The organism is Gemmatimonadota bacterium (assembly GCA_016714015.1).
GTDB lineage: Bacteria > Gemmatimonadota > Gemmatimonadetes > Gemmatimonadales > Gemmatimonadaceae > Pseudogemmatithrix.
Genome location: JADJNZ010000012.1, coordinates 1 through 14,963 on the forward strand (window position 1 = coordinate 1; position 14,963 = coordinate 14,963).

General features: G+C 68.3%; 10 protein-coding genes and 1 pseudogene. 6 read left to right on the forward strand and 5 right to left on the reverse strand.

The window, feature by feature from the left end; translation table 11 throughout:
• Positions 1–453: 453 nt before the first annotated feature.
• The 4 genes and pseudogenes from IPJ78_18905 to IPJ78_18920 all read right to left on the reverse strand — a co-directional run bounded on the left by IPJ78_18905 (position 454) and on the right by IPJ78_18920 (position 5,681).
• Positions 454–1,857, reverse strand: coding sequence for a membrane dipeptidase (locus IPJ78_18905; GenBank protein ID MBK7908604.1), 1,404 nt, complete (start codon positions 1,855–1,857; stop codon positions 454–456).
• Positions 1,858–2,400: 543 nt separating this feature from the next.
• On the reverse strand, positions 2,401–4,095 hold the full coding sequence (locus tag IPJ78_18910; protein MBK7908605.1) for a hypothetical protein: 1,695 nt from the start codon (positions 4,093–4,095) through the stop codon (positions 2,401–2,403).
• 42 nt (positions 4,096–4,137) lie between these two features.
• Positions 4,138–4,719, reverse strand: a pseudogene (locus tag IPJ78_18915) (YdeI/OmpD-associated family protein).
• Entirely contained in the window at positions 4,716–5,681 is a 966-nt protein-coding gene (locus IPJ78_18920; protein MBK7908606.1) for an AarF/ABC1/UbiB kinase family protein, read from the reverse strand. Before IPJ78_18920 ends, IPJ78_18915 begins: the two are co-directional and overlap by 4 nt.
• 44 nt (positions 5,682–5,725) lie before the next feature.
• On the opposite strand from IPJ78_18920, the gene IPJ78_18925 reads away from it, so the two are divergent.
• The 6 genes from IPJ78_18925 to IPJ78_18950 all read left to right on the forward strand — a co-directional run bounded on the left by IPJ78_18925 (position 5,726) and on the right by IPJ78_18950 (position 11,767).
• Positions 5,726–6,127, forward strand: coding sequence for a hypothetical protein (locus tag IPJ78_18925; GenBank protein ID MBK7908607.1), 402 nt, complete (start codon positions 5,726–5,728; stop codon positions 6,125–6,127).
• A gap of 168 nt (positions 6,128–6,295) precedes the next feature.
• Positions 6,296–7,339 carry a glycine cleavage system aminomethyltransferase GcvT gene (gene gcvT / locus IPJ78_18930; GenBank protein MBK7908608.1) on the forward strand — a complete coding sequence of 348 codons (1,044 nt, stop codon included), beginning with the start codon at positions 6,296–6,298 and terminating at the stop codon, positions 7,337–7,339.
• A gap of 106 nt (positions 7,340–7,445) precedes the next feature.
• Positions 7,446–9,047 (forward strand): sigma-54-dependent Fis family transcriptional regulator, encoded by a 1,602-nt coding sequence (locus IPJ78_18935; protein MBK7908609.1) that lies wholly within the window; start codon positions 7,446–7,448, stop codon positions 9,045–9,047.
• A gap of 222 nt (positions 9,048–9,269) precedes the next feature.
• A complete protein-coding gene (locus IPJ78_18940) occupies positions 9,270–10,016 on the forward strand; it encodes a hypothetical protein (protein ID MBK7908610.1) in 747 nt (248 codons plus the stop codon).
• 413 nt (positions 10,017–10,429) lie between these two features.
• Positions 10,430–11,182, forward strand: coding sequence for a hypothetical protein (locus IPJ78_18945; protein MBK7908611.1), 753 nt, complete (start codon positions 10,430–10,432; stop codon positions 11,180–11,182).
• Positions 11,183–11,767, forward strand: a complete 585-nt coding sequence (locus IPJ78_18950) for an HD domain-containing protein (protein MBK7908612.1) — start codon at positions 11,183–11,185, stop codon at positions 11,765–11,767. It begins immediately after the preceding gene.
• Here IPJ78_18950 and IPJ78_18955 read toward each other — a convergent pair.
• Positions 11,733–14,882, reverse strand: coding sequence for an AAA family ATPase (locus IPJ78_18955; protein ID MBK7908613.1), 3,150 nt, complete (start codon positions 14,880–14,882; stop codon positions 11,733–11,735). The two genes, IPJ78_18950 and IPJ78_18955, sit on opposite strands and share 35 nt — an antisense overlap.
• Positions 14,883–14,963: the final 81 nt, after the last annotated feature.

Consider the following 14,963-nt stretch of genomic DNA (forward strand, 5'->3'; position numbering starts at 1 on the left):
GGGCTTCGCCTCGCGCGGCACGAACGTGCCGTCGTCAGCACGCCGTCCGTCAGGCGGTACGGTCACGCCGCTCGGGAACGTGAACGGGCCGGCCGGCGAGAGTTCGGACCGTCGCCGCCCCCTGATGGAAGCGCATCACGCACAGATCCCCAACCGAACGCGATGCTCGCCGGTAATGCATACCCCGCGAAGTGATCGCGTACGGACGGGTCCCACCGCGCGCATCACCTCGGCGACGTTGTTCTGCAATGCCCCCCGGTACGTCGTCCGCCCGTTCACCGTGATGAGCGTCGGCGCCAGCGGCACCTCGGTGTAACCGTTCAGCTGCTCTCGGCCACCGGGTAAGACGGGATGTGGTTGAACGTGATGACCGGCACGCCGGCCGGGACCATCGCGAGGTCGCGCGCAAGCCAGGCCACCTGCGCGTAATCACATGCCCGTGACCACCGCGGGTCATCGACGTAGATGGTGTTGAGCTGCGACGAAATGCGCGCCCCGCGTCGAACGAGTAGTAGTCGGGGCCGCGGCAGGCCCTGTAATTGTCGCACGGCCGTAGAGCGGGTGCGTGGCCTCACGCCGGGCGCGTGCGCTCACCCTGAAGCTCTCGTGGTTCCCCGGCACGGTGTGCACCGGCGCCCGAACTGCGCCGCCTCGCGCGAAAGAGCGCGCTGGTAGCCAGGCCTCCGCCTCCACTTCCACGCAGGCGCGTCGCACCTGAGGTCGCCGGTGGTCGGCGTGAACGCAGGCGCGAGGGAATCGACCAGCGCGCGCAGGCGCCGCGTGCGCGCGACCGAGCCGTCCTGGATGTCCGTGTCCGCCGCGTGCACGAAGGTGAGCGTGCGCGGCTCGAGGGCCGGCAGCGCAGGCGCGAGCGTGCCCGCGTCGGCGCGCATCCGCAGGCGGACGTCGCGCGATACGCGCGCGCACCACCACTAGCACCGCGCCGTAGCCGCCGCGCGTATGAGCGTGAAGCGCCGTCAGCGCCGTGCGCGCACCACCTGCTCCCGTTCGACACCACCACGCCGCTAACCCGCGCTCGCCCGCGTCGCGCTCATGCCGTCGGCGTCGAGGTCCTCGAACACCGCCGCTCGACGCGGTCGGGCACCGAAAGTGGTGCCGGCGACAGCGCACCCGACGCCTGCGCGGCGAGGACGCGGAAGCCGCGAAGCGACGCAACCGCAACGGCCGGTGCCAGCGATCTCTGCGAGCGAACGGGCGCGGACGGACGTCGAGCACCGGGGCCTGGCGGGTTGGCCAGCGAAGCGGATCGCGTTCTCGCCCATCACCGCGCGGATCTCCGCCTCGGTGAACCCGGCGTCGAGCATGGCACCGCGTGATTGCGCCGAGTCGCCGACGATAAATCCCGTCGTCGCGCCATCCCAGTCGGAACAGAGCGCGACGATGCGCAGGCGCCGGCGACAGATCGACGGCGTGCGCATCGCCTTCGCCACGTCGCGCGGCGAGCTGCTGCAGATGGCGCAAATCCCAGAACCCGATGCCGATGAGCGCCTCGCCGCCAGCGCGCGCAGCGGGTCGTCGGTGAGGTTGCCGGACCGGGGCAGGTCCTACGCCACATGGCTCACACCACCACCGGCCAGTGCCAGCGCGAGCGCCTCGCCGAACGGGCCGGGCGCTGCGCGGGTCGACGAGCATGCCGAGCGACCGGATCCGCGCCACGACCGTGCGGCCGAGCGGGGTGAGCCCGCCCTTCGCCTCACCGTGCGCCGAGCCGGCGACCTCGTTGTCGAAGAAGTGCGCGAGCCCGGCCATGCGGAAGCCGTGGGCGAAGAGCGTGTCGACGTTGGCGAGCTCCCCTTCGATGGCGTGCAGCCCTTCGGTGTTGAGGAACCCGATCACCGGCCGCGCGTCGGCCTCGCCGCGCCACTCGGTGCGAGGCTGCAGCGCCGTGCGCAGGTCGCCGCCGTGCGCACGACGGAACAGGCGGTCCGGCGCGATCGCCGCCGTCCGCTCGAGTTCCCGCCTGGTGCAGCGCGCGCGCCAGCAGCGACCCGTACGTCCGCGGCGGCCAGCGCGACGCCACCGCGAGCAACGTGATGTTGTCGGTCGCGGCGCTGTTGCGCTCGTAGTTCTGCGCCTTGGGCGTCTTGGTGACGGTGCTGAACACCTGCAGCGCGACGTTGCCGCGCGCGAGTCGCGTGAGATCCGTGTGGCCCCGCGCGTGCGGGCCCGGGAGCCCGCGATCCCAGAGCAGGAGGTCGTTGTGCAGGTCCACGACGGTGAGCGTCGCGTGCAACTGCGCGGCGCGCGCCGTCACCGGGATGGCCGGCCCGTCGTCGACGCGGTTCATGTCGCCGTCCACGTACGCCGGCACGGCGAAGAAGAAGCTCGCGAGCAGCGCGAGCACATCGACGGGAACGGGGAAGGCGCGGAGGAGCCGGATCATCGGACGGGGAAGGAGCGGACCCACTGCAACATCGGCTCGGCCGCGGCGGGCGCGACGCCCGCGCGCTGGAACGCGGCCTCGAGCCAGGGGAGCCGCTCGCGCGGCATCGCCCCGCGCGCCGCGGCCTCGTACGCCGCGAGGTACCCGAGCATGAGCGCCGGCGAGAAGGCGGCCGAGACGCGGACCGGGCTGCGGTCCTGCGCCGACACGAACGGCCCCGAGAGGTCGGTCGCGTCGGCCAGTCGGTACGCCGCGGCCACCGCGGCGGTGTCGAGCGGCGGCGTCGACGCGCCGATCACCCAGTGCGGCCCTAGAGCATCGGCGTGCCCGCGCCCGCGGTCGCGTACTCGATGCCCATCGAGTGCAGCACGACGAGCGGCCGGTCGAGCCGCCCCCGCCGCCGCTTCCGTCCGCCAGAAGGCGACGATCCGGTCGGCGTTGAAGTCGAGACTGTCGCGCGGGACGTCGCCCGAAGGTCCGGCGGGAGCGCGAGGCCGTACCGCCGCACGAGGTGCTCCACCACAGCCGATGTTGAGCATCGACGTGTTGACGAGGGCGACGTCGGGGCGGAGCCCTTCGGCGTTCTGCACCACCGCCGGCGGATAGGTGTCGATGTCACCCGCGGCGAGCACGATCGCGCGCGGCGGGAGCGTGCGCAGCACCCAGCGCCCATGCGCGAGCCACGACGGCGTGAGGATCCCCGACGTCCGCAGGCCCTCGAGCGCGCGGCGCTCGGCCGCGCCGTCCTCGTGCCGCAGCGACTGCACCCAGAGCGACATCCACGCCGAGCCGTTGCGCGCGTCGCAGCGCACCGCCTGCTCCAGGTGCGTCACCGTCGAGTCGTCCGACTGCAGCTCCATGTGCGCGAACTGCGGGTTGTAGAGGCTGGCGACCACCTCGTGCGCGAAGCTGTGGCACGGGTCGAGCCGCAGCGCCTCGCGCGCCTCGCGCAGCGCCGTCGTCGCGTCCGTCGTGCGGCGGGCGGCATCGGCGAGCCAGGCGCGGCGCTCGGCGTCCTGCGGCGCGCGCGCACCGCGGCATCGAGCAGCGAGGTCGCGCTCGCGAGGTCGTTCGAGAGGAACGCCTCCTTGGCGAGCGCGAACAGGTCCGGCGCGGTGGGCCCCGGCTGCGCCGAGCGTGCCGACTGCGCGGATTGCGCCGCCAGCAGCGGGGCGGCGATGAGGAGCAGCAGCGACGCGCGGGCGGCGAGCCGCAGCGGCGCGCGGAGGACGGGCGCGCTCACGGCGTGGGCGGTCCCTGCGGATGCTTGGCGCAGGCCGGCGGCTGCCCACGCTCCACGCGAAGGTCGCGATCCGCCAGCGCCCGCCCACCCGGTACATCGTGAGCGCGTCGACGCCGCAGTGCGACCACGCGCCGTTGACGTAGAGGTCGTACGGCATCCACACCACCGCGAGCGGTCCCGAGACGAGCGCCGTCGCACCGAAGCCCCGCTCGATGACGCCCGAGATGCTCGCCGCCCGCTGCTCGTCCCGCGTGCGCGTCGCGTAGCGCCACTCGCCCTCGCGCAGGCGGGACGAGAAGGTGCGCGCCTCGGGGAGCATCAGGTCGGTGAGCGCGACGGCGTCACCGCGGGTGATGGCCGCCAGCGCCGAATCCGCGACCGCGATCGCGGCGAGCGAGTCGGCCGCGCCGGTCGACTGCGCACGGAGCGCCACGGGCGCGAGCGCCACCGAGCGAGCGCCAGCGCGAAGCGCGAGGGGGGGCGAACGGGATCATCTCGGGGTTCTCCGCTGTGAGGCGATCCGCAGTCCCGCCGCCGAGTCGGCGAGGAGCATGGTGAACCGTTTGGCGCGGGTCTCGGGGCGCTTGGCGCTCGACACCCAGTGGGCCGCGACCCGGCGATAGCCGGCGGGCTGCGCCTCCCAGGAATTTCCACGCCTTGGACCGCTTTCGGAAGGCGGACAGTTCGTCAGCCAAGAGCGTGGCCGCCTTGCGCTCGAAGGCATAGACCTCCGACCGCTCCGGCGTGCGCGCCTCCCAGGCCCGCATCCCGCCGGCGTCATCCGCCCTGCGGCGAGGAGCGCCTCGACCTTCCGGATGTTCACCGCGCTCCAGATGCTCGCTCCGCTTCCGCGGCGTGAAGCCGGATCACGTACGACTCGGGCGTGTGCGACTTCCGGAGCCCGTCGATCCACCCGTAGCGGAGCGCCTCGTCCACCGACTCCGGCCAGGTCATGCTCGGCGTGCCCGTGCCGACCCTTGTGGTAGCCCACCCAGAGTTCGGTCGCGCTCGCATGGTGCGCGGCGCGCCAGCGCCCGAACGCGGCCGCCGTGGCGAAGAAGGTGGGATTCACGGCGCGATCCGCTCCCGCACGGCGGGGGGCACCCACGAGCCCAGCCACTCCCGCGCCACGCGCCAGGCGCGCCCCGCCGCGAAGCCCGCCACCGACGCCAGCTCCTCCACGCTCGGCTCCACCTCCTCGCCGAGCGACCGCAGGATCCGGCTCCGCATCCGCATCACCACCGGCGTCCCGATCTCCACCGCGTTGAAGTACGCGTCGTAGCGCGTCCCCACGCCCTCGATGAGCGCCGCCGTGCGCGCGAAGTAGACGAGGTCGCGCGGCAGGATCACCGGGAAGTCGTAGAGCGACTGCATCACGCGGTCGGCGAGCATCGTCTCGATCCGCTGCTGCGTGGTGCTGCGCGTGCTCGCCATCGCCACCAGCAGTTCGGCCAGGCGCGCGATCTCCGTCGGGTCGGCGCCGGGCGCGATGAGCCCGAGCGCGTAGAAGCCCTCCATCACCGCGGCCGGGTCGCGCCGGATGCTCGCGAAGACCGTGCGGATGAGCTTGAGGCGCAGCTCCGGCGGCACCCGCACCATCATCCCGAAGTCGAGCAGCACGAGCCGCCCGTCGGGGGAGAGCAGCAGGTTCCCCGGGTGCGGGTCGGCGTGGAAGAGCCCGTCCACGAGCATCATCTGCACGTAGACCTCCATCACGAGCCCCGCGAGCCGTCCCGCGTTCACGCTCCCCGGCACCAGCTTGTCCACGCGCTGCCCTTCGATGAACTCCAGCACGAGCACGCGCTGCCGCGTGAGCTCGTGCATGATCTCCGGGATGACCACGCGCGGGTTGGAGACGAAGTTCGCGCGCACCTCGCTCGCGTACTCGCCCTCGAGCCGGAAATCCATCTCCTCGCTGATGCGCGCCGCGAACTCCTCCACCAGCGACTGGAAGCCGAGGATGTGCGGGCTCGGCCACCGCCGCGCCGCCCAGGCCGTGATCGCGCGCGCCGAGACGAGGTCGCGCGCGACCATCTGCTCGATCCCCGGCGCAGCACCTTCACCGCGACGTCGCGCCCATGCCACCGCGCGCGATGCACCTGGCCGAGCGAGGCCGCGGCGACGGGCACGGGGTCGATCGACGTGAACACCTGCTCCGGCTCCATGTGGTACGCCGCGGTGATCTGCGCGCGGATGGCGTCCCACGAGACCGGCGGCACCTGGTCGGTGAGCTTGCCGAGCGTCGAGAGGTAGGGCTCGGGGATGAGGTCCGCGCGCGAGGCGAAGACCTGCGCGAGCTTCACGAAGGTCGGCCCGAGGTGCGCGATGCGCGACACCAGCGCTTCCGCCCGCGCCCGGTGGAACGCCGGCGTGCGATGCAGCGGACCGCCCCACCAGAGCCAGCGGCGCCGGTCGCGGAGCAGGGAGATGACGAAGGGCCCGAGGGCGAGGACGATCCGGAGGGTGTGCACCTGCACTGAACGTTACAGCCCCCCGGTTCGAGCCAGTACCCCGGGTCCTGCCGTTTCGGCATATTTCACTGGCAGGACCCTACTTCAATACCAAGGACCGCCCCTCATGTCCGACGCCTCGACCGGCCCGCTCAAGCGGACCCCTTCTTCGACCTCCACGTCGCCGCGGGCGCCAAGATGGTCGCCTTCGCCGGCTTCGAGATGCCCATCCAGTACCCGGGCGGCATCACCGCCGAGCACAACATCGTCCGCAACGGCTGCGGCGTGTTCGACGTGAGTCACATGGGCGAGTTCATCATCAAGGGGAAGCAGGCGATCGACTTCGTCACCTACGTGACGACCAACGACGTCGCCGCCCTCGCCGACGGCCAGGTCCACTACTCCGGCATCCTCACCGAGCAGGGCACCTTCGTCGACGACTGCCTCGTCTATCGCTACGCCGCCGACCACCTGATGATGGTCGTGAACGGCTCCAACAAGGACAAGGACCTCCAGCACATCCAGCAGTACGTCGGCCGCTTCGACTGCGTCCTCACCGACGTGAGCGACGACATCGGCCTCCTCGCCGTGCAGGGCCCGAAGGCGCAGGAGATCCTGCAGGCGATGACGCCCAAGGCGCTCGACGGATCCAAGTACTACTGGTTCACCGAGACCACCGTCGCCGGCATCCCGATGACGCTCTCGCGCACCGGCTACACCGGCGAGGACGGCTTCGAGCTCTACCACGACGTGAAGCACTCGGCGCAGCTCTGGAAGGCGCTCATGGACACCGGTCGCATCCAGCCCGTCGCCCTCGGCTGCCGCGACTCGCTCCGCCTCGAGATGGGCATGGCGCTCTACGGCAACGACATCGACGACACCTACACCCCGCTCGATGCCGGACTCGGCTGGCTCGTGAAGATGAAGAAGGGCGACTTCGTGGGCCGCGCCGCCCTCGAGGCGCAGAAGGCCGCCGGCCTGAGCCGGAAGCTCGTCGGCTTCACCTTCACCGAGAAGGCGATCCCGCGGCACGGCTACCCGGTGTTCGTGAACGGCGCGCCGAGCGGCACGGTGATGAGCGGCATCATGTCGCCGAGCGTCGGCTGCGGACTCGGCACCGCGTACGTGCCGGCGGCGCATGCGAAGGAAGGGAACACCCTCGAGGTCGAGATCCGCGGCAAGCGGGTGGTGGGGACGATCACGGGGTTCCCGTTCTGGAAGCGCGGGACCGTGAAGAGATGAAGGTGGAAGGTTGAAGGATGAAAGTGGGACGCCCCCGCATCCGTCCCCGCATACCGCACCAGAGCACTTTCCACCTTCATCCTTCAGCTTTCATCCACTCAGCTCAATGACCGTCCTCATCACGCTGACCGACGTCGAACCCGCCGTCCGCCTCAATGCGCTCCTCGAGGCCGACGGGGTCAAGACGTTCGTCGTGAGCCCGATGGACGACCTGCCACGCGAGATCAAGCGCGCCAAGCCGGACGTGATCGTCTTCACCGGCGCGCTGCTCGACCCGCAGACCCTCGGCCTCGTGCGCGACCAGCTCTGGGGCGGGGCGAGCGTGATCGGCCTGGCCGACGTCGGCGACCCCGCCGTCGAGCAGCGCCTGCGCTCGCTCGGCTTCGCCGAGGTGCTCAACAAGCCGGTGAGCCCTGACGCGCTGCGCGCGAGCGTGAACGAGCTCCTCGAGCGGCAGCGGATCACGCGCGAGACCGGGCTCTGGGGCGAGAGCGAGGCGGTGCGCCAGGTGCTCGTGCAGGTGGCGCAGATGGCGCCCGTCTCGAGCACCGTGCTCATCGAGGGCGAGAGCGGCACCGGCAAGGAACTCGTCGCGCGCGCGATCGCGCGGATGAGCCCGCGCCGCAACAAGCCGTTCATCGCCGTGAACGTCGGCGCGCTCTCCGAGACGCTGCTGGAGAGCGAGCTCTTCGGGCACGAGAAGGGCGCGTTCACCGGGGCCCAGAAGCGGCGGCGCGGCCTGTTCGAGCTGGCCCACTGCGGGACGCTGTTCCTGGACGAGATCGGCGAGATCCCGTCGAGCACGCAGGTGAAGCTCCTGCGCGTACTCGAGGAGCGCGAGGTGACGCGGGTGGGCGGGACGCAGAGCATCCCCGTGGATGTGCGGGTGGTGGCGGCGACCAACCGGCCGCTCAGGGAGAGCGTGGAGCGGGGGCAGTTCCGCGCCGACCTGTTCTACCGGCTCAACGTGCTGCGCATCTACCTCCCGCCGCTCCGCGAGCGTCGCAGCGACATCCCGTTGCTCGTGCGCCGCTTCGTGCAGGAGTTCTCCGAGGAGCATGAGCGCGAGTTCCACGGCATCTCGGCGGAGGCGATGCAGGCGCTGGTGAGCTATGCCTGGCCGGGGAACGTGCGCGAGCTGCGCAACCTGATCGAGAGCATGGTGGTGCTGGCGACCGGCCGCGAGATCGGGATCGCCGACATCCCCGCGCAGATCCGGGAGACCGGGGCGGACCGGTTGCTTCCCGTGCCGATCGGTCCGATCGTGCGCGAGGAGGGTCGGGCCGAGGGTCGGGAGCTGGAGTTCATCGTCCGGAGCCTGGTGGAGATGAAGCTCCAGCTCGAGGAGCTGCGGCGCCGGGTGGACGAGGACCGGGTGGTGATCGCGCAGGTGGCCGGGGGGATGGCGGCCGGCTCGGCGCAGGGGTTCGGCCCCGGGCGGGAGGTGCTGGGGGGCGGGATGGTGGCGGTGCCCGGGTGGGGAGCGCCGGCCGGCGGGGTGGAGCCGATGGGGCTTTCGACCCCTCCCAACACGGTGACCATCACCCCTGGCATGACGATGGTGGAGGTCGAGAAGGCGGTGATCCTGGCCACGTTGCGCGAAACGCGGGGCAATCGTCGTAAAGCGGCCGAGATCCTGGACATCGGGGAGCGGACGCTGTACCGGAAGCTGAAGGAGTATCATGTCCCCGATCGCTTCGGGGAGTAGGGAGGGGTGTCTCCGGGCCCCGTGACGTATGGGGTTTCGGTTCGTATTCGAGATGAGACATTGGCGGACTGGCGCGCGGTGACCGGTCCGACGACATATGAGAGGCGGTCCGTCGGGTTCGGGCCGTGAGAGAGCGCAGTGCACCGATTCTCGCCAGTTCCCGACCGTCATCGCATTTCGCAAGGACCCGTGACGCCGCAACCGCACCCCCAGTCGCCAGGAATGTCGGGCTCGCCGATCGCGGGTTCCGTCCTGCCGTTGCAGCGGGCGGAGGAGCTGATCGCGTCGCTGCAGGACGTGGTGAGCGTGCGGATCACGGCGACCGACAGCGGGTCGGTGGATGCGATCCACGTGTTGGTGACGGGGGACACGCCGCCGAAGAACGTGGTGCGCAATATTGAGAGCGCGCTGATGGCGCAGCTCGGTCTCCGGGTGGATCACCGGAAGATCTCGATCGCCGCGACGAGCAAGCGGAACACGCCGGTCGCGGCATTGCCAGTGGTGGAGGACGCGGTGAAGCTGGGTCGCCCGGTCTACTTCGAGGACGTGGAGGTCCGGGGCTCGCGCACGCGCGGCGTCACCTGCAAGGTGACGCTGCGCATCGGCGCGGAGCAGTTCGCCGGCGAGGCCGAGGAGTGGCTACAGAGCGACCGGAGCCGGGTGGACACGGCGGCGCGGGCGGCGCTGATGGCGCTGGGGATGGCCGGTCCGATCAGCGGGTTGTTCTCGCTGGAGGGGGCTCGGGTGATCACGGCGTTCGAGCGCGAGTTCGTGTTCGCGGCGGTGATGGCGCGTCAGGGTCGGGAGCAGGTGCTGCTGACGGGGAGCTGCGAGATCCGGGACAGCGCGGAGACCGCGGCGGTGCTGGCGGTGCTGGACGCGACGAACCGGTGGATGGGTCCTGCGGCGGCGCAGATGCTGCAGGCGACGACGGGCCAGGCAGATGATCGACGCGGCGGAGGCCGCTGAGGGATAGGGAAGGGGAAGACGAGGTCAACGCGCGCGGCGTCGGGGTGAATCCCTGGCGCCGCGTCGGTGCCAGAAGGGGTATGGAGTACGGGAAAGCAGGCAAGTGCGCGTGTGTGTGCAGGTAAGTGCAGGTGCGGGTGAAGGATTTCACCTGAACAGAGAGGAGCAAGGGAACCCCCCGTTCTCTCCATAGCGGAGAGAACCGAGCGGTACGCGTCACACGGGACGCATGAGCGGAGCCGAACTAAGTGGAATGGCCGACCGGAAAATTCGGTCCATCTCTACGAAGGGAGGTGATTCTCAATGTCGATCATCACGTCGCTGGTTAGCGCGATCTGCGCGCTGGTGCTGGGAGATTCGCAGATTTGGGCGTAGTTCAGTAGCAAGAGGACGGGGGGTCCTCGCTTTCCTTTATGAGCGAACAAAGACTGCAGCGAATCGTCACGATGGTCGCCGTTGGCGCATTCGCGTCCGCGGTGGCCGTGCTCATCTTGTCGCCGCTACCCGACTCCCGTCACTGGGAAGCTGCGGGATTCTTCACGATGCTCGGCTTGCTGGCATCCGCATTAGGCTATCAGACGTCAACAGCAACGATCGGGAACATCGGGTTCTTGCCGTTTCTGAGCGTCGCGCTGGTTGCGCCAAATGTCGCGGCGGTGGTAACGGTCTTTCTCGGTGTATCGGGTGCTGAGCTGATTGCGAAGCGCGCGCCGATTAAGGCGCTCTTCAATGTTGGGCAGTTTGTCTTTGCTCAGTCGATTGCGATCGTCGCCTATCTGGCTGTCGGCGGCGAGTCTGTGTTGGACAAGAAGCCGTCGATTGTCGGGCTGGCAGTACTGGTGAGCTGCTTTCTCGGTCTAAACAAGCTCGCCGTTAGCACAATCATTGCCACATCAGCTGGGAGCGACACTCGGTCGACGTGGATTCGTGCAATGCAGTCATCGGTCGTCTACGACCTGCTAGCCTTTCCGCTCATCTACGTGTTTGCAGAAGTCTATGTGCGAGGAGGCGCGCTGGTCGCGGCTGCGCTCGCGCTTCCGATGCTCGGCGTGCGTCAGCTCTATAAGACAAACGTCGCGCTGGAGAAGATGAACGAGGAACTCCTCCAGCTGATGGTTGCCGCAATCGAAGCTCGTGACCCATACACCTCCGGACACTCGCAATGAGTGTCGAGGTTCGCGCGCGTCATTGCACGTGCCGCCGGAATATCGGGCAAGCAAGTCGACCGTATTGCGGTCGCCGCGCTCCTGCATGACGTCGGCAAGATTCACGAGGAGTTCGCGCCGATTCTAAGAAAGCCCGGCCGTCTCACCGATGCCGAGTTCGAGATCATGAAGTCTCATCCAGAAAAGGGCGCGAGGCTGATTGGAAAGGTCACGCATTTCGCTGATCTCGTCCCGCTCGTCGCAGCGCACCACGAGTCCTGGCATGGACGCGGCTACCCCAATCGACTGAAAGAGGACGAAATTCCAATCGGTGCTCGTATCATCGCAATAGCGGACACGATCGATGCGATGAGCACCTCGCGGCCGTACCGCGAAGCCCTCTCGGCCGAGGTTGTTCGGGCGGAAATCGCGGCGGAGAGTGGGCGTCAGTTCGACCCACGGCTCTGTGAGGCCCTTCTGTTGCCCACCGCCTGGGCGGACGTGGTACGCGAGATTAGCATTGCGACCGCCGAATATCCCGTCGCGCCAACTCGCTCCGACGTCATCCAGATCACCGCATCGACGAGACTTTCGTCGCGAGGATAGCAGGCCGCGGAACGCCTCGCTGACTCTGTGCTGCCCTTAGCCGTTCGAGTGCAGGCACGATCGGCCGTTCCGCGAGATTGCCTCTGCGACGAACGTAATCGTCGCGAATCGAGGATGCCCTTTCGTGGTTGCCCAAGGTGTCGAGTGCCGCGACAACGGCGTCGGCGGTGAAATCCGCGACCCAAGGCGGGCTCTTGCTCATCAGTACTTCGGAAGCGAGATCGACAGACTCGTAGGCAAGATCGGGTGACGCTGCCATCGCAGCGCTTACGGCAACACAGGCGAGTTCCAAAGCCCTTCGTTGCGGCATGTGGTCAGACCGGATGGACTCTATGTGCGGTCGCAGGTACTCAAGGCATTCCTTGTATCTGCCCGTTGCCAGCAAGTACCTTGACCTGGCATGTCGCAGGGAGCGTTGCTGTTCTTCGTCCATAAGCGCCTCGCCGAGCCCTGCGGCTAACTCCATGCGATCGCGCGCGTCCTCCAGCAGTCCGTGATCGAGGTACGCGAAAGCGAGGCCAATCGCGGCGGAGATCGCTGCCGAGGGTAGGCCGCCCTCAAGGGCAAGTTGCAGCGATTCTTCAGCCACGCGATGAGCGGCCTCCCACTCACCTACGACTCTCAGGGCGAACGCGGAGTGACGGAGGAGCATCGCGCGAGTGTGAACGGGGAGCGTCGTGAGAGACTTCAGTGTGGAAGCCAGCGGCCTCACCTGTGAGGGTGAGCCGAGTTCGGTCTCGTAGATCAGGTGTGTGGAGACGGCCATCCAGTCGTCGACCGATGGCGCCGTCGGTAGCGGTGAGGCTTCGAAGAAGAGCTTCGCGAAGTCTCTGTCCCTGTTGCATGACAGGCGAATGCCTGTGTGCGCGCACCGGAGTCGCTGCGCCATCGGAACGCGTCGGTCGATCGCGAAGTCAAGGAGTGCTCTGAGACTCTCGTTGCTCTGATTGAGCCCTCTCCACTCGGCTTCTGCAAGGATTGCAGTCGCTTCGGCGTGGAGGCCGATGTTTGGGGTCGGGACTCGGGACAGCTGAGCAAGTGCCTCGCGGCAGACGGATGCAGCTGCGGCGGGCCGTCCCGCGCCGACTAGTGCGCCAGCGTGCAGCACGTTCAGTTGCCCCTGATCCGCGGGCTCAGTTGCCAACGAGAGCGCGCGTGCATACGCCTCGCACGCCTGACTTGGCACACCGAGCGCCATGAGACGAGCGCCAGACTGCCTGTAGCAGGCGATGGCAGCCTGTGCATCGCCGGCCATCGAGTACAAGCGTCCTTGGTGCCATTCGACGTCGAACCCCGCGCCAGACTCAACCGCGCCCCGCAGTGCATTGGCGCAGTCGTACGCTAACGCGGAGCGCGTCGCCGGAGGTGTGTCGGACTCAATCGCGTCACGCCAGCATTCATGCAACGAGAGAACACCAAGCTCTTCAAGCGACAACAGTCCGTCTCTCTCGAGGGATTCGACGTCCTCGGCAATTGTGCTACTGGACAGGCCAAGGACTCCGTACAATCGGGGAATGGTCGCAAGTGGACCGAGAAGGGACACGATCCTCAGAAGGCGAAGCTCGCGAGAAGAGAGCTTTGCGCAACGTTGCTCGATGACGCGCGCCAGCGTCAGTGAACCATCGGTTGAGTACGGTGCGCGCTGCGATCGCGCTGCGAGTTCCTTAAGAAAGAGCGGATTCCCGCCGGCGATTGAAGTTAGCTTGCACTCATCGTGGCGAGCGGGCGTGACAGCGTGCGCGCGGCGAAACGCTTCAACGAGGGCCGTCGACTCTGTGGAAGAGAGTGGCGGGATGTGAAGGCGGAGCGCACCAGCAACGCATCGGATGTCCGGATTGGCAGCGTTCAACCAGTGAGAGCGAACGGTCGCGAAGACAGCGATGCGGCCGTCGAGTTGCGACTGGAAAAGTGCCTGAAGCACATGAAGTGATGCAGTGTCGGCGTTGTGCAGGTCGTCCAGGTGGATCAGAAGAGGTGTTTCCTCGGCGGCCGCCCGCGCCATGTTCACGAGCGCCCACGCGAGATGGTCCAGTGAGACACTCGCGGCGCTGCCGGGATCTGCGTCTCGTTCCAACGCCTTCTGGTCGATCAGGCGACGAACAACCCCCATCGCCGCCGGTGAGGTGGCAGCGGCGCCCGCTTGTTCGTAGAGTAGCTGTGCAAGCGCTGTTACGAGGCCGAGTGGTCGTTCGGCGCGACTGTCCGCTGCTCGGACGGCGATGATGGAGGCGCCGCGAAGTGCGGCGTAGTGTCGCGCCTCAACGCAAAGCCGTGTCTTCCCGATGCCCGGGGCGCCATGAACAAGAAGCGCGGATCCGTCACCAATCAGCGCGCTGTCAATTGCGTCGGAAAGTCTCCTCATTGCACCGGCACGTCCGACTAGCGGCACATCCGTCGTGTGTCGTCCCGCCCACTCGTCGGGTCGCTCTGCGATCCTGCGGCGGAGGAGCTTGGCCGGCAGAGCGATGCGTGTGGAGTGGCTCCCGAGTTCTGCGACGTATGTGTCCAAGAGCTCGATAGCGAGGACCTTGCTCCCGACCATGGCGATGCTCTCCGCCTTCGCGAATGTGCCCTCTTCGCTAAGGGGATCGGACGCGAGAAGGCGATCGGCCCAAAGTTCGAGTGCGAGCCAACGGGCTTCTCTGCGCGCGGCGTCCAGTTGCTGAAGGACAGCGCGTCGATACCGAGAGGCGAGCGTAGCTCTCGTTCCCGAGAGCCACTCGCCGAACCCGGGAGAGATCTGCGGCTCGAAGTATGGCAGGAAGGTGCTCGCGGACTCGACTTCGTCGGCCGTTGCCTTCTCGGGCCAGCCGTCGACGAGGACGACAGCGAGGTCGCTCCTCAGCGATGATGACGGCACTCGAACCAAATCACCCTCTTCTTGAGTTTCAATCCCCGCCTGCCGCAACCGATACAACATCTGCCGCAGATTGTGCCTCGCCTTCGCCGGATCCGACCCCGGCCAGAACATCTCGCACAACGCATCCCGCGACGACGGCTCCCCCGCCCGCACGCACAGGTAGACCGCAAGCGCGAACAGCCCCTCCGTCTTCGGCGTCAGGCGCTTCCGCCCGACCACGATCTCCGCCGCCCCAAGCGTCCGAACCTCGATCACCTGGCTCCCTCCCCGGTAGCCGTCCGGTCCCATGTTGTCGTGCCGCCGTCATCGCACCGTCACCGACCCTGCCCGGGGGCA